The sequence below is a fragment of the Noviherbaspirillum sp. genome (genome assembly GCF_036846085.1).
Taxonomy (GTDB): Bacteria; Pseudomonadota; Gammaproteobacteria; order Burkholderiales; family Burkholderiaceae_D; genus Noviherbaspirillum.
The window spans coordinates 1-25,465 of the sequence record NZ_DAIUCO010000046.1 but is presented as its reverse complement, the minus strand read 5'-3'; the positions used below and the strand labels follow the sequence as shown (position 1 = coordinate 25,465).

Sequence of the window (25,465 nt, the reverse complement as noted above, 5' to 3'; positions counted from 1 at the left end):
TTTGTCAAATACCTGTGAACTTATAGCTACCGTCGATTTTTTGAAACGTCACGATATTCATGCCCCCCTTTTTCACTATATGGGGCTCGTGTAATTTATTTGGCCTGTTTGGCAAAACCAGATGCCGCCGCACTGGGAGGGTCAATAGATCTGCAATGCAGCCACCATGGATAAGCAACTGGCCAACCCCTGTGTACACATCTGTTGTACGGGATGAGGTCTTCACCTCAAAAAGATCAACACTTGTTGGGGATACGACCGCCAAATCAATTGCCTGTGATTTTTGAGTTTCCCCAGACTTGCGCAGCATGACTTCAAGTGCCTTCACAATGTCGCCGTGTTCGACCGTCCGTTTTCCACCTCCGTGTCCTTTGGTTTGCCCTTCGCCAGCATATTCATCAAAGTAAGAGCGCAATCTCAGCAAGGGTTTGCTGTTGACTGTGCTTGTCTTTCCATTCCGTTTTTTTGGATCGTCGACTGTAGTCGTTCCAGTGTTTTCAGATTTTTTTGCTGAACTCGGCTCAGCATCTCCGCCAAGCCTCGTTGCTACTTCTCGCGCTTCAGCGGCAAATTCAAATAAACGGTCAGCCAGTTCGGCATCATCAAGTGCCGCAATAAGGATTAGCGTCGTAGGTTGCCCATCATCGTCTGCTTCAACAAGCCTTGAAGAAAACTCTCGGAATACGCTGGCTTTGCTTAAGGCTGCCCGACCTTTGGTTAATTTTCCACGATGGGCAAGAAAGACATCACCATTGATGTCCTTTACAAACGCTCCTGCCAAACGTCGATTATAGGTATGACGCGGAAGGTTGAACTGAACAGTAATTTCAATCCATTTTGAAACTCCAGGCTCGCCAACGAGAAAAAAATTTATGAGCTTGTCTCCGTCTATTCGCGGGGACCACGCCTGAACGTCCTCTCCTTTGTTCTCTTTGAAAAAGACTGAGCCAGTAAAATGGCCGGCAGGGTAAGTTATTTCCCGAACTTCCTTGAAACGAAAGGTTTTTCCTAAGTGTGATGCCAATTGCTTATTGAGCTTTGCAATTTCTGACACATCAGTTACAACCGTGAAAATATTATCCATCCTGTCGATTTCCATACTTTAAATAATTTTTCTGCAAAGGCGCCGGGTATCGCATTTCATCAGGAAAAGGCTAATATTCTATAAAGAATCAAGCTATATACAAATTATGTTGAGCAAACGGGACAATCAATCTGCTTTGATATCTCAACCCAGCTGAATCCCTCGCTGTTTATGTTAAATTCTCCCCTACGATTAAGCATTGTAGGCAGTAAGTGCTTATCGTTCGCGGCGACACGTATAGCTTCCATGCTGGCGATTGATGCAGTCATGGCTGCTAGCGGTGCGACGTTACCAATATTTCGATATGGCCGAGGAAGCTTTTTTACTTTAATACGAGTGTCTTTCTGTAATTTACTGAGAAAAATAAGACTACATTGAAAACATGCTGTTTTTCTTGGAAGCACAGTGATTCCAATAAGCGAAAGATGCAAGTTGTAACCGCCTGCGACCACTAATGGAATTTCATTTTCAATACAAAATTGATTGGCGTACCCAGCTGCCACATCGACGCTTGGGGAATCGATGCAGCTAATAACAACTTGAGCTTGGTTGCTCGGAATAAGACGGTTAAGATCATCGACAGAAGCAATGTTTTCCTGACGCGTGGCGATGGTGGAATCGGCGTCGATTTGTCTAAGTCTGTTCGCTAGACTAGTAGTCTTATAAGATCCAACATCGGCGTCTAAAAACAAAGAGCGATTGAGATTTGAAGGCGCAACCTTATCGGGATCAATAAGAAGAAAATGTTGCCCGCCCATCCTAGCTATACCATCTGCCACCCAAGAGCCTACGGCCCCACAGCCTAAAATAACAAATTGCGTTGCCCGAATCTTTTCCCATACTTCAACTAAAGAGTAGTCAGGAATAAAATCGGCTAGCATGTGTAAGCTGCGCCTTAAATCGCTCGTCTCAATCCAATCCGCAACCGACATGCGCTCAGCCGCAGACCACTCAATCAATTGAGATGTCCAGTCAAGAAGTTGCTTAGGTGGAATACCAATGTTTTCTGCTATTTCCCTGAGACTTGTTTTCCCGTTCATTTGCCGTAAGGCGGTGACAAGCTTTGGAATAACACGCACCGTTTTTTGGTTACGTGTATTCCCGAAAAAAAAATCGACAACTTCATTTGGGCGTTCAACCCAAGAGACCGACGGGCGAACGCGGACTCTGTCAGTGATTGCTACAGACTTTACAATTTGGATCACGATTCACCGCAAAAGTATATGTTGAATAGTCTGTAGCCAAGAATTCCGTTCGCTGACCTTTCGGCGCTATTGACGGATCGATAAAGTACTTAAGAATACTTAGAGCCGCTGTTGACGCGCTGATTACGCTAAGCGGGGACCATCCCCCCATACCTTTGCTACGGTCTTCGACTGGATGTGTCACCGGTTTCCAGTCTGCGAGACTCTCACGAAAATAGTTAGCATAGCAGTCGGCGCAAGGAGTTATGCCTGGAACAATCAGTTCCCCAAAGCTGGCAAGGTGAGCATCAAAACCTCCTGCGATAAATAAAGGGAGCTTATGCTTTACCGCGTAACGAGACAATTTGATGCTTGTGTAACCGATATAGGGTTCGTCAGCAGTATTAATAATGAATCCAACGCCACTTAGAAAATCATCTAAGTTCGTTTCTATGTTCAATGTGTCCGCATAAGTTGTGACCTTAACATCTGGATCAATTGCACGAAGTCCTTGAGCAACAACATCCACCTTTGAATGCCCTATATGTTCGTGGTTAGCGAACGCATGACGGGCGCTGTCGCTCTCTTCGGAGATATCGGGATCAATCAGGACCAAGTGTTGGAACCCTAACATCACCAGTTCACGCGCTAGCCAGCCGCCTACTCCACCCACCCCGAAAATTGCTACTTTTTCAGTCATGATCCGTGACTGTATGGCGGCGACGTGAGACGGGTCATCAACCAGGTCCATCAGAAAGTGTAGCTGACGCTGCATTCGTTCTTGGTATCGCTTTGGAAATCCAAGTTCGTCAAACCAAGCTTCATTTACGATGATATTTTTGCTGACTAAGTAAATAAGGAAATCGTTTGTAGCTTGGTCAGGTAGACCGCTCTCAGGATACTTTTCCTTGAACCGACGTTGAATTTCGTCGAAATGAATCTTGCCGCGCATCCAAGTCAAAGTCTCAATCAATCCAGGATGGCATTTAAGCTGCAGCCGCTTCCGAGATGACAAATATACAAAAGTCACCTCTGAGTTATCACCAACAAAGACATCAATGCCGTCTCGTAGATACGGATATTCAGGAATATGCACCATATTCCCTAGCTTTAGATAGGCGTTTGCAAGTCACTACTATCAATACTGTATTTCTCCACCTTCAATGTCTAAAAATTCCTCCCAAGCCTCAGCAGACGAAACATAGTTTTGGTCCGCTGAACATGTTCGTGTGCAACATGCAGACCGGCCGCCCGAGCATTTTGCTGTAAATGTATTTGGCGTGTCGTGCTCTTCTTCTCTAATTTCGACAAAACCGCGTTTGGCAAATGTTTTTTCGTCTAGCAGGGCCATAAATTTCGCAATAGGAGTAAAGAAGCAAGATTATACGAATTGTTTTGTCTAGTAGGAATTCATCAGTGCTGGCAATACCTGTTTTCACTACATTTTGATCAATTTGATCTGAGAGAAGCGCTACCCACAGAGCAGCAAACCTTCTTCGAAGGGTGTCCAGTGCTATGTCATAACCTGCCTATTTCGCTCTATCGGAGTAGAAACTCGGTTGAATGTCATATTTCCCCTCTTCGAACACTAGTAATCAGCTTCTTTCGAGTGTCCGCTCAACTGCCCTTTCGAGCACATTCAGAAAATCTGGACTGTAGCTCTCCTCTACGTGCTTTAGATTCCAGAGCAAACTAGTGCGAATCTCATCCCTCAGGCTATATGAGCCAAGCCATTCCGCATCTGCGCCAATGATCGGTTTCCTGTAGTTTGACAGCAACGCGATCGAATTACGTTCAATACAGGCACGCTCACTGAAGGGACCTGCATCATCTGGCACATCAATCCAAAGCACTCCTAAAGCACCAATGTACTCAGAAACACGGCGTTCCAGCAGCTCCTCAGCGATCTGCAGCTCCTCGCTTGCCCTCAGCTCCGGAGGCGCTACAGATCCAAGACCCCACGTTTGAATGCTTTCCCCATGTCGCCGTAACATCGCATTGCCGACATGGAGACGAAAAATCGACCCCCGGTGATTCCCCATTCCTGAGCGACTTCCCAAATGAGCTCTCAGACGCGATCGCAGAGTCGATTTTGAACCCGCGCTTACTGCATGGGTTCCTATCCGGCTAACGCGCCATTCTGGAGAATTGGTCGATCTGTCCAAGAAAAAGTAAACGCCTCGTTCAGGCAACTCTCGTACCTCAGCTATTTGCGCGAGCGGTAAGCCTTGCATCGGTCCATTTAAAAGCCGTCCCATCAGATCAACAAACCGTTTTGTATCTGTCTGAAGACTACTCGTAAGATCCAATGAAAATGGCGCTCTGCCGATCTCAAGGTCCACTCGTGCCGCTGACTGAAGCAAGCCAATTTTCGGAGTATTTGGAGTTGAAATATGCCTCGTCCCATTGGCAGATGGTGACGTGGTTGAACTGACTTGTGGTGCCAATACCGAAACGCTTTTGTCTGCCCGAAACCCATATTGTTGATGCTCTTCGGGGGCATTTCTTTGCGTAGAAGCCACTATTTGATTAATCTGTATTCCATTCGTGACAGGTGAAGTGCCAGTCAAAAGCGCATGAAGCAAGCGCCCATGCTGAAGCGGCGTTTCCCGTGTACTTCCGTCCACCACATGAAACTGTACGGCGCTATCAATAAGACCACGATCGACAAGTTTCAAGACTGCCTTCCTAGCGACACGGTAATAAGCAGTTGATGAGCCAACGAACAAATAAATTTTCTTTATCTTATTTGCACTTACCCAATCTTCAAGAAATCGTGGAAAGGTTTGCTCCCAAATGCGGGCAGGTTTCTCGCTCATCATTAGGTTGTAATCTTGAATTGGACTTAACGGATGCAAGGGACCGTATAGGGCTGAGAGAATCAAAACCTGTGGCCCTTGGTTACGTAGCGCTGACTGCTCAATTGCGCTACGCAGCCCAGGAATACTGTACAAATTACCCTGATAGCGACGGATCGCCGGAAGATATTCACCACATGATTCGGGTTTTCCAAAGTCTGGACCAGTATCCAAATCGACGTTCTTCTGATACTTCCCGGTCAAAAAGTTTGAATTTCCTTTTATCGCTTTAAACACATGATTTCTAGACTCAACAACCTGCTCAAAACAATCGTTCGAAATTAGATAGCTAAGCGGATCATGAAAACTAGGGATGCTTATCCCACCCGATGCCTTTGATGCACAACACGGAATTATCGCCAAAGCGCCGTCTACCAATTCCAATTTCTCGAACATCAGCTCACCCATTTAGGAAGTTAACGTGCAAATGCTCTATGACCTGCCGCCTATGACACTGTATGTAGCCGAGAGCGGTAAGGTTATCTAGTAGACGTCAGTGATAAACCAAGAGAATATAAAGCGCTAAAGTTTCCGGTCGCTTCGTCCTTCCCTGATTTCGGGAATGCGATCCGTCACATATTTTGCTGTAACGGCGGAAATACTATCTTATTTGCGCACTGGAATAATGCACGAGGCGTTGTTTTTATGGCAAGAAGAAACAAATAAAAGAAACCAAGGACCACAACAAATGAAGTAACTGGAGCATGGGTCACCCCATCGCGACCTTGGTATCAAGTGCGCGACCCATGTCCCAAAGCAGAGCAGATACTCAGGACACTTTTTGTATAAGAGACAAGATGCTCTCAAGTGGGGTGACGACACTTCGTTCCGCATGTTCAAGAATCAGCTGATCGGGCAAACTTAGGGGAAACCAGTCGGTCCTTTTCCTTCCTTTCGGGATTTGCTTCGTCGATTTCCAGTAATTCCAGTAATAGGGGTCTGTTGTGATATAAAGTGGATATATCTGTGCAAGAACTCCCCTCGTGGGGCGGCTGACGGGCTCAGCCTTCTCCGCATTCCAGAATTTGGGCAGAAAATATTTCGCGCTGACGTTCGTCGGCTCTTCGAACACGAAAATGACGTTGTTTTCGGGAATCCCGAAACTGTGTGCGACATCATCGATTCTTTCCTGCATTGCCTTGTATGCAGCGTCTTCTGATAGCTTAAAGTTGGGCCGTGCCCACCCAATAGTCGTTTTTGCTTCTATAACCAAATGCATCTTCCCATCCCGCTTGATGCAGATATCAGGCTGGATGGTGACCATCTTGCCTTCCTTGCTCATTCTCTTTGGCACCTCTAGGTGTACTTCGTAGCCTTTCGGAAGTGCTGCGCGGAGATAGAATGCCACCAGATCTTGGAATACGTCCGCAAGACTATGTCTCCGCGCTCGTTTGAAATCAACCCTGTACCGCCACGCTGCATACTTGATCTTGCAAAGCTGAAAGTACAGAGCATGGCTGAGATGCCTCTCCTGCAAATTTACTTGCAGAGGCAAGCAGTGGCACAAGTCGCCGTACATAGCTGAATAGTGGTCAGCAGCGGTGCACGCACCGATCGCTTCGTGTAATGCTGGCGTCATTTTCCATCCTGGCAAGACTTTTGACATCTGTGTTGTCGACGACGATGGAGTAGGCTAACAAGAGCAGACGTGCCAAAGTCAATTCGGTCGGTTAACGAAGTCGAAGCTCGTGGTCGAACTCGCCTTTTCGCGTCTCAATGAAGTCGTTCATCGATGCGATCATTTCGCTAAAGGTCTTGAATCCAAGGCTCGACTCGTGAAAGGTCGGATCCATGCGCTGGATAAACGGTCGCAACCGCGCCTTCTGTATCCATGACTCGCCGCGAGTTTGGCTAAGCCGGCTGATTGCCTTGCTCACCAATTCCCTCGCTGCCATTCGTCGCGCGGCTTCATCGCCCGCGACGGCGAGAAGCTCCCGGAGTTCCTTCGCTTCTTCCGGAGGGCAGAAGGGCGCCGTGCCATTTGATGACGCAGCCGTCACATCGGGCGGAGTGTCTACTATATCGGCTGCGGCGACGTGCTCCGAGACCGTTTCTTTTGGGACCGACCGTAGCATTGGGTCCAGCAGCGCCTCATACATCTTGAATTCGTGGCAGCTTCTGGCCCAGTGCTGGTTGGTCGATCCTTGGCTTCCAATCCCAATTAGGGTGCGACCGGCGGCTTTCACCTTGTACGAAAGCGGCATGTAGTCGCTGTCGCCCCCAACAACAATGATCGTACCGATGTGTGGGAACCGCGTCATGTCATCGAGCACGTCCAGACACAGCTTGATATCGGCGCCGTTCTTGGCGTTCGCACCTGGCGGGAATACTTGGATTAGTTCGATTGCTGACTGAAGCAAGGCAACCCGGTAGCGATTGAATGACACCCAGTTGGCGAATGCGCGGTTGATTGCAAGCGGCCCGACCGAGAGCGCAAACTCGATGATTGTTGACACATCAATGATTTCATCCTGCGGCCGAAACCGGCTCGCGGCGTACGAGCCTGCTCCTTGCACTTCATCAATAAGTCCGGCATGGAGGTTTTCGAAGTCCCAATAGAGCGCTACCGATTCTGATGTCTGACCCATTTGTGTTGTCCCTATCCGCCCACAATTCTATTGGCGATTTTTTCTCTTAAACCCAAGTGCTTTATAGACTCGGTGGCGCCTGATTGCTCGCGCCCCACTTCTGCCACGGCCTGCGCCCTGTAATCGTCTAGCGCCATGGTTACAACCGTCTCGACTTCATTGATAAAGTCAACAACGGCCAAATCCCCGCGCGCGTCCGGAATCGGAACCCAGCGCTGGTAGATGCCCTCGATACGGATACGGCGTTCGATAGTGCTGCCTGCACCGCGAGGAACCCAGGCTTCGTGCCAAGCTGGTTGGGGATGTTCGCGTAGACGTTTGCGCGCAAGTGTTGGTAGTCGCTGGGTGACCGCCGTTTTCAAGCGTTCAATGGCGTCCCGCTTTTCCTCGGGCGTTGAATCGCCTGTCCAGCCGATCGGCCCTTCAAGAAAGCGCGACACAGCAGACTCAAGACTAGTACGCAAGTTGGCCGTCGGCCGGAGTTCGAAGTTCTCGCCCCAATTCTCAGCGTAGCGGCGACTCAAGGCCTTGATGGTCTGCCACGAACTTGCCTTGTGCACGGGGTCATGGGCAATGCCGAGGATGCCTCGCCATTGCTGGCGGAAATCTTGTGCGGCCTCTTGGATGGCCATCATTAGAAAGGCCATGTTGTACTCTGGCACGGCCACGGGCTTGACCACGGGCGGTTGCTCCATCATTAAATGGCCGAGGAGCCGGTTCAATTCTGGCTCGGCGCCCCGAGCTTCGGCCTTATCAAGGCGGCCTAGATAGTAGGTGTGGTCCTGAAGCCGTTCCAGGAGAAACCGTGCGGACTCAGGCGGCAGTGCCTTCGCCAGTTGGTTGTCGACAACGTTTCTGAGACCAGAAAAGACTTGATCATGCAGCCGTTGCCCCTTGAGGCCGGAAGTTGAGGCCATGTCCATGTGCGTGAACACCATGGTCAGCTTTCGTGTGAGTCCTGAGTTAGCGACGCACTCCAGCGCTTTGCCGGCGGCATAGTTAGTCAGCCCGTTTTTGGCACTATCTACTAGTAAAATGACGTCAGCTTCATGCATCAAGGATACGGTCTGCTCGGGGAGGTCAGCGGTCGAGTTTGCCTTGTGCCCAAGACCTTCAGTGTCTATCAGAATGAGTCTCGGATCGGTTGATGCCCACATAGCCTTAAAGGGTCCCTTTACACGCATGCCATTCACGAGAGGCGTGAGAAGAAGCCCCCACCAGCGGTCACTAATCCCTGAGAAAAAGCGAAGCGCAGCGATGAAGGCAGGGCGCTCGTCCACTGAGGATTTAAGTCGCCACGCGCGGGGCCATCCAGTGGTTGTCCGATCAAATCGACCTAACTCTCCGACATCATCGAATTTTGAGCGAAGTTCATCGAGGATGTCGGAGACCAGTTCTAAAAATTCGTCAGAAGCATCAGCTTGTTCTTCGATGAGATCCAGCGCTGCGGCACGGTCAGCGGGCGCCATATCTTCAAGAGGCCCGTGTTCAGTTTCGATAGTCGACTTCCCCTTAGCTGCAATGCGGAATATTCGATCGATATACTCCCGTACTTTGGCTGCATTGCGCCGACGGGCATCAGCCGGCACGTGATGTTTGTCGTCGTCCTCCGGGATAAGCTCGTCGTCATCGTCTGCATAGGGGTCGGCTTCGCTGTCTTCTTCATCGAGGTCGCCTAGTAGGTACTTCAAGCGGAAACGCATGTCACTTTTTTCGAGGAATGTTCGTGCGACGAGATGCGAATCGCCTTCAACCGCGTCAATAATTGCAGCCGAAACACATTCCTCGACCTCGAAGCGAGTCTCATGCTCAGACATGAATGTAATTACGGCTTCGTAATGGTCTGGGTGCAGGACCAATTCGGTCGGAAACGTTGTTGTTCGATTTAGTGAGGTCGAGGGGAACGCCTCGCTTTTCGGATGGGTGCCAATGATCTGACGCACTAGGGTCGTCTTGCCGGCACCAGGAACACCAAGCATCAGAACTTTGGCGTACCCGCTTTCGCGCTTTGGGAAAGGCAGTAATTTGTCGCGTAACGGTCGAGCGTCCGACGTCTTGGGCTCGATTTCGCTGTAGAAGATTTCAACGACCTCGGGCTCATAAAGCTTTGTCGCTTCGCCGCGCGCGCCAAGCGACCAGAGAGCGTCGTTGGCGAGCAGCTCGTTCAATTGTTTTACAAGCAGCTTTGCACGCTCCGGGTCCTTTGTTCCCAAGCCCTTGCGAGTCTTTTTACCGGGTTTGTCGTTGGCGTCAGTACGCAGTGGATGTCTGAATTCCACGAGCCAAGCTTGTCGGCCAGGGTTCTGTTTGGCCGTGGCGTTGTAAATACGGTTCATGCGTTCTCCGATGTGGCAATATGTGGCAAGTATAGCGACGTAAAAATTAATGTCAACGAAATACTGGCACATCACGGAACATCAACTGAAGATCATCGCCGCTTGCATTCAGGAAACGTGTTTCTACGCTAACAACGCCATTGGCGCCATATTAAGTCGCACCCCCTATCCGCCTAGACCAAGTATGGTGCCGTGTTCGGGGTCGCTTTCAATTGCCCTTCGCCCTTCCCTCCAATAGACCTTTGCATAGAGGAAAGTCGCCATTGGCGAATGGCTGGATTCTGGCTCGGATTCAATTGGTCGATGAAAAACGTTAAAGGATGCCTAAGTATTAACCTATCAAGGAACATCATGAGGCTTGCCATGAACCCGAACCTTTAAGTCCCTCGGCAATATGCAAGGGTCGGGCTCTCCATTGCACTATGGGATAGAACCGCCCCGCGTCCCGGCCTAATGAGGTTCACTGTCCATAACCTGTTCTTTTTACCTCATGCGATTTAGCAGAAGGAGCATGGAATAATTTTCCGTAAGGATATCGTTCAGGGCCTCAATCGTGCTCAGTGCCGGTCACTGTCTATTCCCGGTTTTCCGGTCCGAAATACGCTCACTGTAGTTACGGTTTACTCTGCTGTAACGGCCGTCCGATAAGGTAGCTACCTACCTCGAACGCCGAGACGATTCTTTCCTTGAATTTTCTTGGTCTAATTGAACATGAGCGGGGAGCCCGGTAAATCATTGATAAAATAGAATACGTAGCCGTAGCAGCTGTAGAGCGTTGTCTTGAAAATCCTTGTGTCGGTGGTTCGATTCCGCCCCGGGCCACCAAGAAAATCAAGGGCTTAGCTTCGGCTAAGCCCTTTTGCATTTGGAGACCGAGTATTGGCACCCGTGCATTCAAATTGCCCCGCATCCCGGGCGTTCGGGAAATTCCCTTTGCCGGTCTGTTTCCGGTTCTCCGGACGGATATCCTGTTCCCCTTCTGCTGGCAAAAAGTTCGGAATTGGGCATTTCCCTGAAAGCCGTCGATGCCGTTCCAAGGGTGAGCAAACCTGATGCAACCCCACCCTGGCATGGCAAAAATCATGTTGGAGTGCGTTCTTTGCGGCGTGTACGTACTGTCGAATTCATTCCTTCGGAACATTGGAGAGCATGAAAATTTCCGGGCGCAAACGGCGAGCAGTTGCATCCCACTTCCATTTCTGCAATTCAAAATGTCAACATGTCGGCTGAATTGCCGGCTGCCTTTCTGCTTACATGATCCCCGGCGCTCAATGCCTACAGGATTTCATCGGCCCGATACAAACTTCACTCGCTCTACGTCCGCGCCACGAGCAAGGACGGGCTAATTCTGCGGGGAATCGAATCAAGGATACACAGCCAACGCCGCCATCGTCCGCCGGCGCTCCAGTAGCGATGTGCTGTCCATTGCGACCGTCAGCGACCGGGCGGATTGCAAGGTTGTATCGTCAAGCAGCAATCCGCGTTTGGTCGTGGGCCTGTTTGCCGATGCGACGCTGCGGGCTTTTTCTGCCGCGACGAATTTTTCCGTCTGCAGCATGATTTTCGATTTGTCTGCAGCGGTCATTTTCTTTAACGGCGCAAGAACAGTATCGGCATCGATCGCGCAAGGCATATTGGAAAAAGTTGCCTCTCCGGACTTGGCGATGCATTGCACGACCTCCGCCATCGCGACTCCTGCAAATGAGAGAAACATGAAAAAGACGACTATGGCGTGAGTAATAAGGTGTTGCGTCATGATTTGGATCCTGGTGAACGAACCTGATAAGTACTTCGATATGAATCCCGAGAATGCCTCATCGTCTGCGCCTGGTCTGTGCGTCCGCACACCCAGGAAAATCGACGGCACATTCAGTTACTTCGACACGTCCTTGCCGCGGATATGTGTCACGCCGGTGAGAATGCCGACGCCAAGCAGGATGACCGAAGCGATCAGCACGTAGAGCTGGGGCACACCGGCGGTAATGAGACCCCATGCGATGCCGCCGATGAGGATGGCAAAGCCGGCAAGATATATTAGGAAAGACATGGTTGACTCCTTGCGAACCCGGCCAGGCCGGGCTCCGTGAATGTATTCGGGGGATGGATGACTTTGTTCGGAACATGCTGCCTGCATGTCGCACCGGCATGCGTTTCGATGAGGCTGAAGGCCTTATCGGCATGTCTCTTTATAACCTGCATCGCCGCGACAATCGGTGCGGTGGCGCACGTAACATTGGACTGTGCCTCTACTGGCGACAGCCGCGAAGATTTGTTTGCTTATCCTACGGTCGGTGTCGTACTTTAGATCGGCCGTTGCCTGGCCAGGTTCTGTCGGCACTTTCATGAATGCACTGCATCCCGGCCGTATCGCCCTTCCAGGTATGATTCATGGAGATCGACGCAACGGCGGAGCAGCCGAGGAAAGACAATCGCCTTGCCCGCCCGGACAGATGGACGCAGGGTGTCTCGGCTACGTCCTCCGCTGTCCTATTTGCTGACCTGATTGCCAATCAGGCCGCCGACAGCTGCGCCGCCGACCGTTCCTACAGGACTGCCTCCGGTTAGCACCGCGCCACCGACCGCGCCGATCCCCGCCCCCATGGCGGTGTTGCGGTCCCGTGTGGACATGTTGCTGCAGGCGCTCATACCGAGCAGCATTACCATAGCCAGCGAACTGGCTGCAATTGAAGTGATATTTTTCATGGGTAGATTGCTTTCAAATGTTGACTGACCGTCCCCTTGCATACCGTCCGTGATGAACGGAAGCATGCGGGGACGACGAGGGATCAAAGCGAGCCGACCACCGTTTTCGTGCCGATCATCTCGACATCGACACGACGATCAGGCTGCAGGCAGGCTATGGTCGTGGCACTTGGCGCGCCTTTGCAGTCTTCCGCCTTGGTGATCGGCTGTGTTTCGCCCTTTCCTTCGGCATCGATGGTGCTGGCTTTCACATTGCGACTGACCAGGTACGCCTTCACAGCTTGTGCGCGCCGCTCAGAAAGTTTGTGATTGTATGCATTGCTGCCGAAGCGATCAGTGTGGCCGGTGGCGACAATGGTCTCGTAGTGTGCACCGTCGAGCTGCGTCACCAAACCGTCCAGCATCGCCCTGCCTTCAGGCTTCAGCTCGGCGAGGTCAAATGCGAATAGCGCGTCGCCGGCAAAACTGAATTTTTGCGGCAGCGGTTTAGCGATTGCCTGCTCGGGCGCCATCGCGATCACAACAGGCGGCATCACCGGGGCAGCGATTGCGACAGGCTTGGTGGAAAAGTCGCAAGGCTCGGCGGAACGGGCAGGCGTCCAGTCGCTGTCGCGCCAGCAGAGCCCGGTACCGCTCATGACGATGGAGCCGCCATGGTTATCAACCAGGTAGCCCTGGTTCTTGGTGTCGGTTGCCTGGGCCATGGCAGCAGCCGGAATCAGCGTCGCTGCAAAGGCGGCAATAATCAGTTTAGTCATTGTTTTCATTTTTTATTTCCTGTGGTGTTTGCTCCGGGAAAATACCCGGAACATGCGGCCCCGTCGCAAGGCGCAATGCCTTCCAATTCGGGCCTGAATTAGCTGCAATGGCATGAGCCCGGCCGATTGCGAACACCGGCCGGTGCGTCGAATCAACGCTGCATGACCTTGCCGTTTGCATCGGAGAAAACGATCTCGACGCGGCGGTTCAACTGGCGATTCGATATCGTGTCATTGGCAGCGACCGGATACGACTCGCCATATCCACGTACTGAGACGCGCTCGCGTCCCACACCCAGCTCCTGTAATGCGGCGCGCACGGCCGTAGCCCTGCGCTCCGACAATTCCTGGTTATGCGCGGCGGCGCCGGTACTGTCGGTAAAGCCTTCGATGAGCACGGTACGCAGCGGATTCTTCTGCAGGACATCGGCCAATCTTTGTGCCGTGCGCATGCCATCCGGGCTCAGGCGTGCGGTATCGGTACCAAACAATACGTCGCCCAAGGTGATTACCATGCCGCGGTCGGTTTTTTTCGCGGCCAGGTCGGCCAACTGTGCCGCCAGTTGTGTTTCAAGCAGCGCTGCGCGAGCCTGCGCTTCCTGCGTCTTGGCCTGGGCCGCCGCTGTCTCGTTCTGTGCGATCTGCGTCGCTACATTTGCCTGGTCGGCGCGCAGGGTGGCTCGGTCGGCTTCATTCGTGCGTTGATCAAGGCGCATCTGGTCACGCTCCTTGCCGGCACTTGCCACCTCGGCTTCAGCTGATTTCTTTTTTGCCATTTCCTGCGCCAATGCAATGCGTTGTTTGGCCAGGTAGGCGAGCTTATCGATCGTTGCGGCGCTGTCACGATCGGCGGACGCAGCATCTGCTTGCGCCAGTGCTTCACCGGCTTGCTTAATTTCCAGCGGTGCATGCTTCGCCACGTTTGGATTGGTCTGCGCCATGCGGTAGTCGCTGCGTGCCTGCTCCAGCAGGCTGGTGCTGCGCGGCATGGAACTGCAGGCGCCGACCAGGGTGGCAATGGCGAGCATGATGGGTAGAAGCTTGGTGTTGTTCATGGTGATTCCTTTGAATTTTGTCGGCGCGCGGGTGCGTGCCGCTAAGTGTGACGACCGTTGCAGGCCTTTCCTATTTGCTGGCGCGGCTCAGCTCTTCACGCAGGACGCGGATATCGTCCTGCAGCGCGGCTGCCGCCAATTGCGCCTTGCTTGAATCGGCTTTCCCCTGCGCCAGTTTGGCGTCTGCCTGCGCCTGGTTCGCCAGTTCATTCGCCTGCTTGTAGTCCTTGTCCGCCATGGCCTTGTTGGCCAGAGCGAGTTTTTCACGGGCCGAATTCATGTCGACAGGTGCGTATTGCGCCCCGCCAGCGCCCGCGGCATCGGCAACCGCCGCTTTTGACACGGCAACCGAGGCGGTTGCCGGCGTCTTCATACTGCTGCAGCCGGCGCTTAGCACCAGGGCGGCGCCGCACATCCCTACGAACCATGTTGTTGATCTGATCTTCATTTTTCTTCTCCGGTGAACTGTTTCATAAAGCGGCGTGTTGCCGCGTTGAACTACGTTATAGGCGGTAATACCGGTGCCTTCCGTGCGTTGACACACATAGCGTGTCGACATACGTTCAGCGGCGTCATGGAGACAGACCGGATGTCAGAAACACATGCGCAATTAAACCTAGCCGAACACGCGACCTGTGTTACCGTGCGGTAGCAAATTTCTTTCGCCGTACCGTCCACGGGCGCCGCGACATCCCATCACTGGAAGCAGGAGCCCTGACATGTCTAGTACGCACGACCCGAATCAAAATCATCTTCTGGCAGCGATGCTTGACGCCGACTTCGACCGCCTGGCGCCGCATCTGGAATTGGTTCCGATGTTGCTTGGCGACGTACTTCACGAGTCCGGCGGCAAGCTGCAACATGTGTATTTCCCGACCACCTCAATCGTCTCGCTGCACTATGTGCTCGAGAATGGCAGCTCGTCCGAAATCGCAGGCGTCGGTAACGAAGGCGTCCTTGGTGTCTCTCTTTTCATGGGCGGCGACACGACGCCGAGCCGCGCCGTCGTGCAAACGGGAGGTCATGGCTACCGTCTACGGAACCATATCCTGCGGGAGGAATTCAATCGCGCCGGTCCGGTGCTGCGGCTGCTGCTGCGCTATACCCAGGCGCTGATTACGCAACTGTCACAGACCGCCGTGTGCAATCGCCATCATTCGGTGGAACAGCAGTTGTGCCGCTGGCTTTTGCTGACCGCCGATCGCGTGCCGTCGAACGAACTGACGATGACCCAGGAACTGATCGCCAACATGCTCGGCGTGCGACGAGAAGGCGTGACCGAGGCGGCGGGCAAATTGCAGGGCTACGGTTTTATTCGCTATCGCCGCGGCCACATCACCGTCGTCGACCGCGCCGGACTGGAACGCAATGTCTGCGAATGCTATGGCGTCGTCAAGAAAGAGTTCGCGCGCCTGCTTTCGGATGCGCGCCAGCGCCAGAACCGCTCTCCCGCAAGCAAGCTGGCATGACGAATGCGCCCTGCATATGTCGCGCACGCATCGCCGGCCTCTTTATCTACCGCAGGCTCAGTCTGACTGGCGCCTGCACACCACTGTCTGGAATCAATGTCTGAATATATGCGGAAAATGGAAAAAACCTCGATCGACCGATTGATGATGACCGGCTTCGGGCTGACGCTGGCGGTGTTGCTGCTGGTCGGCGGCGTCGCCCTCCACTATGCGGTCCAATCCGTCGTCGCAGTGAGAGTCATCCAGGGCAGCATCGTGCTGCTTCTTCTGTTTCTCGCGCTGCTGTATGTGCGTATACGGCGCATGATCCGCGTTCAGCTCGCGGCCGAAATTGTGCTGCATGAAAAACAGCAACCATTGCTGAAAGCGGCGGCACTGCAGAACGCCATCTTCAACAGCGCCAATTTTTCCAGCATCGCCACCGACGCCGATGGCGTCATCCAGATCTTTAATGTCGGGGCCGAACGCATGCTCGGATACCAGGCGGCGGAGGTGGTCAGCAAGCTCACGCCGGCCGACATCTCGGATGCGCAGGAAGTGGTCGCCCGCGCCAGGACGCTGAGCAACGAGATGGGCACCGCCATCCTGCCGGGTATCGAGGCACTGGTGTACAAAGCCTTGCGTGGCATCGAGGATGTGTACGAGCTCACCTACATATGCAAGGACGGCAGCCGCTTTCCCGCGATCGTGTCGGTCACGGCGCTGCGTGACGAGCAGCGCAAAGTGATCGGTTACCTGCTGATCGGTATCGACAACACGGCGCGCAAGCAGGTCGAAGCGGAGCAGGCGCTCCTCGACCAGCGGCTGCGCGATCAGCAGTACTACACCCGCTCGCTGATCGAATCGAATATCGATGCGCTGATGGCAACCGACCCGCGCGGCATCATCAGCGACGTCAACCAGCAGATGGAAGCGCTGACCGGCCACACCCGCGACGAACTGATCGGCGCGCCATTCAAAAACTACTTTACCGATCCCGCACGCGCAGAGGAAGCCATCAAGCGCGTCCTGCGTGAAGGCAAGGTGACCAACTACGAGCTGACCGCCCGCGCCAGGGATGGCAAGGAAACCGTCGTTTCCTACAATGCGACAACCTTTCATGACCGTGACCGCACGTTACGGGGCGTGTTCGCCGCAGCCCGCGACGTTACCGAACGCAAGCAGATCGAGCATGCGCTGCAGGAAACCAACGATGAACTCGAAACCGCGAGAACGGCGGCGGAGAAGGCCAATCTCGCCAAGTCGGAATTCCTGTCCAGCATGAGCCACGAGTTGCGCACGCCCCTGAATGCCGTACTCGGATTTGCGCAGTTGATGGCGTCCGAAACGCCGCCGCCGTCGCCGGCGCAAAAGCAGTCGATCGACCAGATCCTGCAAGCAGGCTGGTATCTGCTGCGCCTGATCAATGAAATACTCGACCTGGCGTTGATCGAGTCGGGCAAGGTGACGATGTCGCAGGAAGCGGTGTCGCTGGCCGAGGTCCTGCAGGATTGCCAGGCGATGATCGAGCCGCAGGCGCAGAAACGTGGGATCAGGATGCGCTTCCCCCGGTTCGAGGGTCATTTTTATGTCCATGCCGACCGGACTCGGGTCAAGCAGGTGATGATCAACCTGCTGGCAAACGCAATCAAGTACAACCGCGATGGCGGCAGCGTCACTGTGGAATGCGGGATGAGCGGCGAGAACCGGACACGCGTCAGCGTCACCGACACCGGCGCCGGACTGGCTCCCGACCAGGTGACGCAACTGTTCCAGCCCTTCAACCGGCTCGGACAGGAGACGGGCGCCGAAGAAGGCACCGGCATTGGCCTCATCGTCACCAAGCAGCTCGTCGAGCTGATGGGCGGCGTCATCGGCGTGGCCAGCAATGTCGGCATAGGCACTGTCTTCTGGGTCGAGCTGACCGCGACAAGCGCGCCGAAACTGGTGTTCGGCGACACTGCCCGGGATGAGCGTACCTCGGTCGTGCGCGAGATGGCGTCACAGCGTACGCTGCTCTACGTCGAAGACAATCCGGCGAACCTGATCCTCGTCGAGCAACTGATCGCCCGGCGCAGCGACCTGAAGCTGCTGACGGCGATTGACGGGCATCTAGGTGTCCAGCTGGCGCGGACTTACCAGCCGGATGTGATCCTGATGGACATTAACCTGCCCGGCATCAGCGGATTCGATGCATTGGAAATTCTGCGCAAGGATCCGGCGACCGCGCACATTCCCGTCATGGCGCTGTCCGCCAATGCCGTGCCGCGCGATATTGCGAAAGGCATGGAAGCCGGCTTTTTCCGCTACCTGACAAAGCCGATCAAGGTGACGGAATTCATGGATGCGCTGGATGTCGCCCTCCAGCATGCATCGGAGACCGCCAGGACCATGAAGGAAGACAGCGCAAACCATGTAGCCGCCGAAGCGGATAAGGGCTGATTCAGCCGATTCGCGATACACCGAATATTTTCGAAAGAACGCCATGCTCGATCCATCCGAAATCCTGAACGCCAGCATCCTGATCGTCGATGACCAGGAAGCCAATGTGATGCTGCTGGAGCAGATGCTGCGCAATGCCGGCTTTACCCGCTTCACATCGACCAGCGATCCGCACACGGTATGCCCGCTGCACAAGGCGCATCGCTACGACCTGATCCTGCTCGATCTTCAGATGCCGCTGCTGGACGGTTTTCAGGTGATGGAAGGATTGAAAGACATTGAAGCCGGCGGCTATCTGCCGGTGCTCGTCATCACCGCGCAGCCGGCGCACAAGCTGCGGGCGCTGCAAGCCGGCGCCAAGGACTTCGTGAGCAAGCCGTTCGACCTGATCGAAGTGCAGACACGGATCCGCAACATGCTGGAAGTGCGCCTGCTATACAAGAAGCTGGATGACTATAACAAGGTGCTGGAACAGACGGTGCTGGAGCGGACCGCCGAACTGCGCGAAAGTGAAGCGCGGTTCAGGAACTTTACGGCACTGTCGTCGGATTGGTACTGGGAGCAGGACGCGAAGGGAAAATTCACGTTCGTGTCCGGCCCGGTGTTCGACATGCTCGGACTGGCGGCGGACGACATGCACGGCGCTACCGATGGGCTGGAGGCGGCACGGTGGAACGCCGAGGAACGCACGCTGCTGCACGCCAATATCGCCGCCCGCCGTCCGTTCATCAATTTCGTTTATAGCCGCAGCGGTGCCGACGGCGCGATGCAGTTCCTGCAAGTGAGCGGCGAACCCGTATTCGACTCGGCCAGCCGATTTATCGGCTATCGCGGAATCGGAATGGATATCACCGATCACATGGCGCGCAAGGAATCATAAGGGCTTGGTTCCCCTCAACGTTCCGTCAACGCTTCTGTTCCGGCAAGCGAATTTTGCGGATAATGCCGCACAGTCCCGTCGGCAACGCCAAGCCGGTAATACTGACGGGGCCTGCGTCTGCCTGCTTACGAGGTGCGTGTGATGACGCCGGCATCGACTTTCACCTTCTCTCCAATCCGGTAACCCGGATCGGCTGCAAAAGGCACCATTTGGGTGGCGCCGTTGTTCAAGCGAACCACGATCTCATAGTGCGTCGTGTCGCGGACCTTGCCTTCGATCATGTTGCCGGCGTACGCGCCGCCGACCGCACCAGCGATCTGCGCCACCGTACGGCCGCTTCCGCCGCCCACCTGGCTACCCAGCAAGGCGCCGACGACGCCGCCGCCTATGGTACCGAGATAACTGCCCTCACCCTTGACCTCGACGAGGTTGACCGCTTCCACCGTACCGCAGTTGTAGCAGATGCGCGCCACCGGCACCGGCGCTGCCGGCGTCTGCAGAGGCTTGCCAAGCGTGGCGCTGGTAACGCGGTCACCCATGCGCAAGTTCGCCGTCACGGTACTGTTGCGCACAATGCGGTCGCTGTTTCGGATGGTGTACGTCGTGGCGTACTGGCCGCTGCTTACTTCCGGCAGGAACACCTTGGCTTTCACGCCTTGAATGACGAGGTCCACTTTCGCGCCAGGCGTACCGGCCATTGAAAACTGCAGGTCATTGCCTCCGCCGAGATCGGCGACCGGTTCGACGTTGAAGCGTTCAATCTTCAGTTGCGGGGTCGACGCTGCTTTCGCGGAGTGATACCCGACACCCACTTGCAGCGATTCATTCAGCACCGTGCTTGCGACCTGGTTACCGACACGAAGATTCGCCGTCACCGCACTCCGGGCTGCAATCTTGTCACGGCTGCTGACGGTGTACGTACCCTCATAATGACCGGCTTCGGTTTCGACCATTGGCACATTGCGGGTCGCACCATCGATGCGCAAGGCGGCCGACCCGCCCGGCGTTCCATAGAGATCGAAGTTCAATTCGACGCCGGGCCTCATGCGCTTCACTTCATCGACATTGAAACCTTCAATGCGCGGCATGCCCTGTGCGGGACCGTACTGCTGTGCAAACGCTGCGCCTGGAATGCTCAGCAAAGGCACCAGTGCAGACATTGCAAGCGCACCGGCCAAGATTGTGTTCGTGGTTTTCATTGTTGTTCCCTGTTTGTTGATTCGAATGGCACGGATGCGCCATCGGCACGTCATGTGCCATGAGACCGACGATACGCCGGCTGGCCATGCGGGTCTGTGTGGCACCGAACATTCGCGTCTTCCGCAGGTGCGTTGTTCCATCAGTGCGCCAGCGAACGGAACGGGCACGGCAGAACACTGACAATGAAATCAGGCGGAGATGATTCGAGATTCTCCGGCGAACCACCTGAAACCTGCCCTTCGCGGTGCGTCGCGGACAGACATGCTGCCCCGGCATTCGCGCCTGCAGGAAAAGCGTCACACCGCCGGGCAGGTTCCCGGATGGTTCACATGCCGTACATCACATCAAACAGGAAAGAAGCACATGAACAAAAGAATCTGGGGCGGCGTCATCGGCTGGGGCGTCCTCGTGATCTGCTTCGGCATCGCTTCGCAGAACGTGGCACGTGCATTGACGAACACCCGGACCGACGTCGCTTCGGGTGAAGAAATGGTCATTTTTCTGGCCGGCGGGGTTGTCGCCACCCTTATCGGCATTGTCGGCCTGACGGGTTCAATGTACCGCTGCGTGCGAATCACGCCACGCATACGGACCAGGGCGCGCTGCTTCGACTTCTGAACGATGCCGAACCTTTCCGCTTCCTGAGATGCGGCTGCCGCGGCGACAAGCGCCGCCTGTCCACGGGACCGGGGGGAATTGAAAAATAATAGTGTCGCCAATGTGGTCTACCGCACCGATGCGACGTGAAGGTCCACGTAAAGTCCTGTTGTCGATGCGGCAAAACCGCGATTCGACTTGTGGATGCGAGCCGAGAGGACCGCGCGCCCCTCCGGTCTGTTCTATCGACCGGGAACGCGAGGTACTCGCTTTTCGCATTCAATACGCCAACCATGGAGACTGTGATGCACTGGGATGTCATTGAAGGAAATTGGCCGGAATACAGGGACCACATCAGAGCGCAGTGGGGAAAGCTGACTAACGATCATCTCGATGCGATTGCGGGAAACCGTGAACGACTGGCAGATCGGATTCAGGAAGAGTATCGCGTCGACCGGATCGAGGCGGACATGCAAATCAGGTCGTTCCAGAAGTTTCTGAAGGAAAGCGGTGTGGTCTGATTGCCCGCCGCTCCATGAGCTCTGCCGGTTCGAGCAATGACACTATCCGGCGGTTTCACAAGGAATATATGCATTCCTGCCGCCGGAGAGATGCGGTATCAACGATTTATTTTGTATGTATGCAGTAATGCCTTTCGATCGAGACTTCGATTTCGGGACATTTTTTTCATTTACCAGGACAACTATCATGAACATTTCCAAACGTTTTACCGCAGTATTATTTTCCCTCGCGATGATCGCCGTCGCCGGATGCGCTTCCACGTCGAAGACCGAAGGTACAGGCGAATATGTTGATGACACCGTCATCACCTCCAAGGTCAAAACAGCGATATTCCAGGAGCCGGTCCTGAAGTCGCGCGAGATCAACGTCGAGACATTCAAGGGAACCGTTCAGTTGAGCGGCTTCGTATCATCGCAATCCGATATTGCCAAAGCCGTCGAGGTGACACGAGGTGTTGCGGGCGTGAAGTCGGTCAAGAACGACATGCGCATCAAATAAGCGGTTTCCTGTCCCCCGCCTACGGCAGGCGCAACCTGCTGCAAGCCCGGGACAGTCGATCCCGGCGCCGAACTCCCGGCGCATCCGGCCTGCGAGCCGGGAGTAATCCGGCGTATGCGCCCGTAATCGCATAACCTTTGGTCGATTCGTCCCGTGACGATTTCTGCCGAGGACAAGCCAGCGACGATCGTCGTGCAGGCATAAACCAGGGACATGCAAGGTTGCATGGTCTCGCGACGTTACCGCCCCCGCGCCGCAGTCTCTGCATCCGCCACCGCCCGCATACCCGACAGCGCAAAACTCCACAGCACAATCACCACCAGCAATCCGCCGCTGACGGCAAACAACTGCTGCAAAGTCACATCCCGCATCAGCCATCCGGTGACCGATGACGACATCGGCGCGATTCCCATGAAGATGAACATGAAGAGTGCCATGGTGCGGCCGAGCATGGCCGGGATGACGTAGCGCTGCAGCCAGGTAAAGATGTTCACCTGCAGGAACCCGCCGAGCGCGCCGATGGCGAGCAGCAGCAGAATGCCGTGCCACACCGCGCCGATGACGCCGAGCGGCATGAACAGCAGGCCGATCGCGGCGTCGAAGGCCAGTACAGTCGTGCCGAAGCTGCCGATGCGAAAGCCCGGCCGGATGCCGCAGAAGGCCATCCCGATCAGCGTGCCCGCGCCATAGGCGCCGGCGAGCATGCCGTAGACAGCGGCGCTGCCGCCAACGTGGCTGGCAAGTACCGGCATGGCGACCTGGATCGGTCCGGTGATGAAGAAGGCGACGGCGCCCCAGTAGCAGAAGCAAACCCGCAGGCTGTTGTCGCGCCAGCAGTAACGCAGGCCGTCAGCGACCGAGCGCCAAACGGACTGCGTTACTGCCGGATTCGATGCCGCCGCGGCAGCATGCGGCTTCACCTTGGCGAGCGTCCAGGCTGACAGTGCGAAACTGGCGGCATCGAAAGCGAAGGCCATGCCGATGCCGGTGTAGTCCTGGCTTTGCGCTGTCGTGGCGTCGCCGAACACTGCGATCAGCAAGCCGGCAAGCAAAGGGCCGGCGAACGTCGAGAGCTGCCGCACGCCCATCATCAGGCCGTTTGCCTGCCCCAGCAGCTCGTGCTGCATGACGGTCGGCAGGATGGACGTGGCGGACGGCAAACTGAATGCGCTTGCCACGCCGATCGCCAATGCCAGCGCATAGACGAGCGGCAACTCAGGCCGTCCGGTCAGCACCAGCGCGGCCAGCAGGCCGAGCAAAACGGTGCTGGCGTACTTGGACAGCAACAGGACTTGCTTGGGCGAATAACGGTCCACGAAGGCGCCGCCAAGCAGGATGAAGAGAGCACGGGGGATTCCCAGTATCGCGAGGACCGTGCCGAGTACCAGCGTGTCGCCGGTCATTTTCAATGCCAGCCATGGCAGCGCGATCAGTGTGAACTGGTCGCCGAGCTGGGAGATGAGTGAGCCGGCAAACAGCCAGCGGAAATTTCGGTCGCGGAACAGCGCGCCGCGCGGATGCGGTTGATTCATATTGTTATCCAGCGTTTGGCTTTTCGAATAGTCGTCGTTCCTGCGAAGGGTGTTGCGGTGACGCTGGCCGTGCACTGGTTATGGAATTGACGACAGCGGCGCATCTTTGGGTCCCCGTCTTCACGGGGACGACGACTCTTTGCCTGCAGAGTTAGGCCCGGCAAAGTATCGCCGCCAGGCCATCATTCGGTGTTCGACCTAGAATGCGATCAATGGTTGGTCGAATGAATACCCGCAAGCAATCCCAGCACACCGGAGAAGGCATCGATCTTCGCATCGCTGACCATCTGCGTCGCGTCCCGGCTGACCGCCTCGGCTGAAACCAATGCATCCGCGTACAGCGTTTGCCCGGCTTCCGTCAGGATGGCGTAGCCGACGCGCGCGTCGCGTGGGTCCGGCTCCCTGGCGACCAACCCCAGCTTTTCCAGTGGCAGCAAGGTCCGTGTCACGCCCGATGCGGTCAGGCCGAGTCGTTCGGCAAGGTCGATCCGGCGCAGGCGGGTTCCGCTTGCACGATTCAGGTGATACAGCACCATGAAGTCGCCGAAACTCAGTCCATGTACGCTCGACAGCGCGTTGTCCAGACGTCGTGTCAGTACCGCATAGGCACGCGCCAGGCGAAGGCAGAACTCCAGCGACGGATTGGCTGCCTCATCGCCTTCAGGTGTTTTCGAAGGCTTAACCATGGGCCGCCTCTTCCACCGGGGCGACCGTGCGCGCACGGTCCTTTACGGTCGGTCTCTCGAAGACCATGTCCATGGCATCGAACATGGCAGGCGTGACCTCGAAGGAGTAGGTGTCGCCTTTTTCCGCGTTTCGCCGCATGATGCGCTGCTTGCGGACTTCACGGTCGGCATCGACGAAAACGAATGACGCTTCATGACCCGCCGCTTCGACCATGGATTGCAGGCGGTCGCGGTCCTGTTCGCGCATCAATCCGAGATCGAGAACGACATCGCGTCCCGCGTCGAGAATCTGCACGCAGGTTCGCCAGATCTGCACTTCGCATCGCTGCACACGCGGCATCACCCATGCCATATCCATGCGCTCGGGCCGGTCTGCGCCGAACAGGTTTTGCATCCACTCGTCTATCGCGAAACGGACGGCATTCCTGTCATTGGCGATCTGTCGGGCAAGGGTTGATTTCCCTGCCCCGAGCGGGCCATAAACCAGATGAACGGTTTGCTTTTTATTCATGACTTTTATGTTGAAGGATGTTTGAGTACTCAACTATATATCAAAATTTGTCCGTTTGTACAGCATCTTGATATTTTTGTTGCCATGCACTGCACTACCTTCCATCCCGCGGTGCGAAGATGACATGCCTGGCATAAAGACGGTCCTAAATGATTGCCGCCGGCGGCTCTGATACGATAGCCGGCAATCGCGTCGGAACACGCCCCGGAATGGCCACAACATGATCAGGCAAGTCGTTTCACCAGGACAAGTGCTGCGCCCCTACCTCCGCAACATCATGGTTGGCGGATTTGCGCTGCACGACGTACACCTTCCGGCGACATCCGATGTACAGCTCGTGATCTACCTGCACGGGCGAGCCGCCCTGATCGGCGACGATGCAGCACCATCCCGCATGCCGATCTCGTTCATCGCCGGCCCGTCTTCCGGTCCGCGCATGTTTCGCGTCGAGCCGGACAGCAGGTTCGTTGCGGTCACATTCCGGCCGTCTGGCCTTGTTTCCTGCCTCGGCATGCCGGCGAACCTGTTCAGCAACCAGTTGGTGTCGCTCGACGATGCCCTGCCGGGCCACACGGTCACCGCG

24 protein-coding genes are annotated in these 25,465 nt (G+C 55.1%); 7 read left to right on the top strand and 17 right to left on the bottom strand.

Annotated features, from left to right (window positions below):
• Positions 1–4 precede the first annotated feature (4 nt).
• The 13 genes from V7080_RS07770 to V7080_RS07710 all read right to left on the bottom strand — a co-directional run bounded on the left by V7080_RS07770 (position 5) and on the right by V7080_RS07710 (position 15,014).
• Positions 5–1,084: a hypothetical protein gene (locus tag V7080_RS07770; RefSeq protein WP_334187833.1), complete on the bottom strand. Its 1,080-nt coding sequence runs from the start codon at positions 1,082–1,084 to the stop codon at positions 5–7.
• A gap of 104 nt (positions 1,085–1,188) precedes the next feature.
• Positions 1,189–2,289 carry a ThiF family adenylyltransferase gene (locus V7080_RS07765; RefSeq protein ID WP_334187832.1) on the bottom strand — a complete coding sequence of 367 codons (1,101 nt, stop codon included), beginning with the start codon at positions 2,287–2,289 and terminating at the stop codon, positions 1,189–1,191.
• A complete protein-coding gene (locus V7080_RS07760) occupies positions 2,255–3,367 on the bottom strand; it encodes a ThiF family adenylyltransferase (protein ID WP_334187831.1) in 1,113 nt (370 codons plus the stop codon). Before V7080_RS07760 ends, V7080_RS07765 begins: the two co-directional genes overlap by 35 nt.
• A gap of 496 nt (positions 3,368–3,863) precedes the next feature.
• Positions 3,864–5,522 (bottom strand): peroxide stress protein YaaA, encoded by a 1,659-nt coding sequence (gene yaaA, locus V7080_RS07755; protein ID WP_334187830.1) that lies wholly within the window; start codon positions 5,520–5,522, stop codon positions 3,864–3,866.
• Between the two features lie 373 nt (positions 5,523–5,895).
• Complete coding sequence (locus tag V7080_RS07750) at positions 5,896–6,732, bottom strand: hypothetical protein (RefSeq protein ID WP_334187829.1); 837 nt, start codon at positions 6,730–6,732, stop codon at positions 5,896–5,898.
• Between the two features lie 64 nt (positions 6,733–6,796).
• Positions 6,797–7,714 (bottom strand): NYN domain-containing protein, encoded by a 918-nt coding sequence (locus tag V7080_RS07745; protein WP_334187828.1) that lies wholly within the window; start codon positions 7,712–7,714, stop codon positions 6,797–6,799.
• Between the two features lie 11 nt (positions 7,715–7,725).
• Positions 7,726–10,050, bottom strand: a complete 2,325-nt coding sequence (locus tag V7080_RS07740) for a hypothetical protein (RefSeq protein WP_334187827.1) — start codon at positions 10,048–10,050, stop codon at positions 7,726–7,728.
• Positions 10,051–11,413: 1,363 nt separating this feature from the next.
• Positions 11,414–11,806: a hypothetical protein gene (locus V7080_RS07735; RefSeq protein ID WP_334187826.1), complete on the bottom strand. Its 393-nt coding sequence runs from the start codon at positions 11,804–11,806 to the stop codon at positions 11,414–11,416.
• Positions 11,807–11,923: 117 nt separating this feature from the next.
• Complete coding sequence (locus V7080_RS07730; RefSeq protein ID WP_334187825.1) at positions 11,924–12,097, bottom strand: hypothetical protein; 174 nt, start codon at positions 12,095–12,097, stop codon at positions 11,924–11,926.
• A 440-nt stretch (positions 12,098–12,537) separates the two neighbouring features.
• Positions 12,538–12,714, bottom strand: coding sequence for a glycine zipper 2TM domain-containing protein (locus V7080_RS07725; RefSeq protein ID WP_442947201.1), 177 nt, complete (start codon positions 12,712–12,714; stop codon positions 12,538–12,540).
• Positions 12,715–12,836: 122 nt separating this feature from the next.
• The gene (locus V7080_RS07720; RefSeq protein WP_334187823.1) at positions 12,837–13,520 is read right to left on the bottom strand and encodes an OmpA family protein; all 684 of its coding nucleotides are present in this window, start codon (positions 13,518–13,520) and stop codon (positions 12,837–12,839) included.
• 143 nt (positions 13,521–13,663) lie between these two features.
• Positions 13,664–14,566 (bottom strand): OmpA family protein, encoded by a 903-nt coding sequence (locus V7080_RS07715; RefSeq protein ID WP_334187822.1) that lies wholly within the window; start codon positions 14,564–14,566, stop codon positions 13,664–13,666.
• A 70-nt stretch (positions 14,567–14,636) separates the two neighbouring features.
• Positions 14,637–15,014 (bottom strand): DUF4398 domain-containing protein, encoded by a 378-nt coding sequence (locus tag V7080_RS07710; protein WP_334187821.1) that lies wholly within the window; start codon positions 15,012–15,014, stop codon positions 14,637–14,639.
• Positions 15,015–15,285: 271 nt separating this feature from the next.
• On the opposite strand from V7080_RS07710, the gene V7080_RS07705 reads away from it, so the two are divergent.
• From V7080_RS07705 to V7080_RS07695, 3 genes are all read left to right on the top strand, one after another.
• Entirely contained in the window at positions 15,286–16,035 is a 750-nt protein-coding gene (locus V7080_RS07705) for a Crp/Fnr family transcriptional regulator (RefSeq protein WP_334187820.1), read from the top strand.
• A gap of 303 nt (positions 16,036–16,338) precedes the next feature.
• A complete protein-coding gene (locus tag V7080_RS07700; RefSeq protein WP_334187834.1) occupies positions 16,339–18,456 on the top strand; it encodes a PAS domain S-box protein in 2,118 nt (705 codons plus the stop codon).
• Between the two features lie 43 nt (positions 18,457–18,499).
• A complete protein-coding gene (locus V7080_RS07695; protein ID WP_334187819.1) occupies positions 18,500–19,336 on the top strand; it encodes a response regulator in 837 nt (278 codons plus the stop codon).
• Between the two features lie 125 nt (positions 19,337–19,461).
• On the opposite strand, the gene V7080_RS07690 is transcribed toward V7080_RS07695, so the two are convergent.
• Positions 19,462–20,535: a glycine zipper 2TM domain-containing protein gene (locus tag V7080_RS07690; RefSeq protein WP_334187818.1), complete on the bottom strand. Its 1,074-nt coding sequence runs from the start codon at positions 20,533–20,535 to the stop codon at positions 19,462–19,464.
• Between the two features lie 364 nt (positions 20,536–20,899).
• Between V7080_RS07690 and V7080_RS07685 the strand changes: the two genes are divergently transcribed.
• From V7080_RS07685 to V7080_RS07675, 3 genes are all read left to right on the top strand, one after another.
• Positions 20,900–21,154, top strand: a complete 255-nt coding sequence (locus V7080_RS07685) for a hypothetical protein (RefSeq protein ID WP_334187817.1) — start codon at positions 20,900–20,902, stop codon at positions 21,152–21,154.
• Positions 21,155–21,438: 284 nt separating this feature from the next.
• Positions 21,439–21,654, top strand: a complete 216-nt coding sequence (locus V7080_RS07680; protein ID WP_334187816.1) for a CsbD family protein — start codon at positions 21,439–21,441, stop codon at positions 21,652–21,654.
• A 187-nt stretch (positions 21,655–21,841) separates the two neighbouring features.
• Positions 21,842–22,153: a BON domain-containing protein gene (locus V7080_RS07675; protein ID WP_326858336.1), complete on the top strand. Its 312-nt coding sequence runs from the start codon at positions 21,842–21,844 to the stop codon at positions 22,151–22,153.
• Positions 22,154–22,392: 239 nt separating this feature from the next.
• Here the strand turns inward: V7080_RS07675 and V7080_RS07670 are convergent, their stop codons facing one another.
• The 3 genes from V7080_RS07670 to V7080_RS07660 form a co-directional block, all read right to left on the bottom strand.
• Complete coding sequence (locus tag V7080_RS07670; RefSeq protein WP_334187815.1) at positions 22,393–23,685, bottom strand: MFS transporter; 1,293 nt, start codon at positions 23,683–23,685, stop codon at positions 22,393–22,395.
• Positions 23,686–23,894: 209 nt separating this feature from the next.
• Positions 23,895–24,371 carry a MarR family winged helix-turn-helix transcriptional regulator gene (locus V7080_RS07665; protein WP_334187814.1) on the bottom strand — a complete coding sequence of 159 codons (477 nt, stop codon included), beginning with the start codon at positions 24,369–24,371 and terminating at the stop codon, positions 23,895–23,897.
• Entirely contained in the window at positions 24,364–24,882 is a 519-nt protein-coding gene (locus tag V7080_RS07660) for an AAA family ATPase (protein ID WP_334187813.1), read from the bottom strand. The genes V7080_RS07665 and V7080_RS07660 overlap by 8 nt, the downstream gene beginning before the upstream one ends.
• A 220-nt stretch (positions 24,883–25,102) precedes the next feature.
• Between V7080_RS07660 and V7080_RS07655 the strand changes: the two genes are divergently transcribed.
• The coding region (locus tag V7080_RS07655; protein WP_334187812.1) for a DUF6597 domain-containing transcriptional factor at positions 25,103–25,465 on the top strand (363 nt) is incomplete at its 3' end.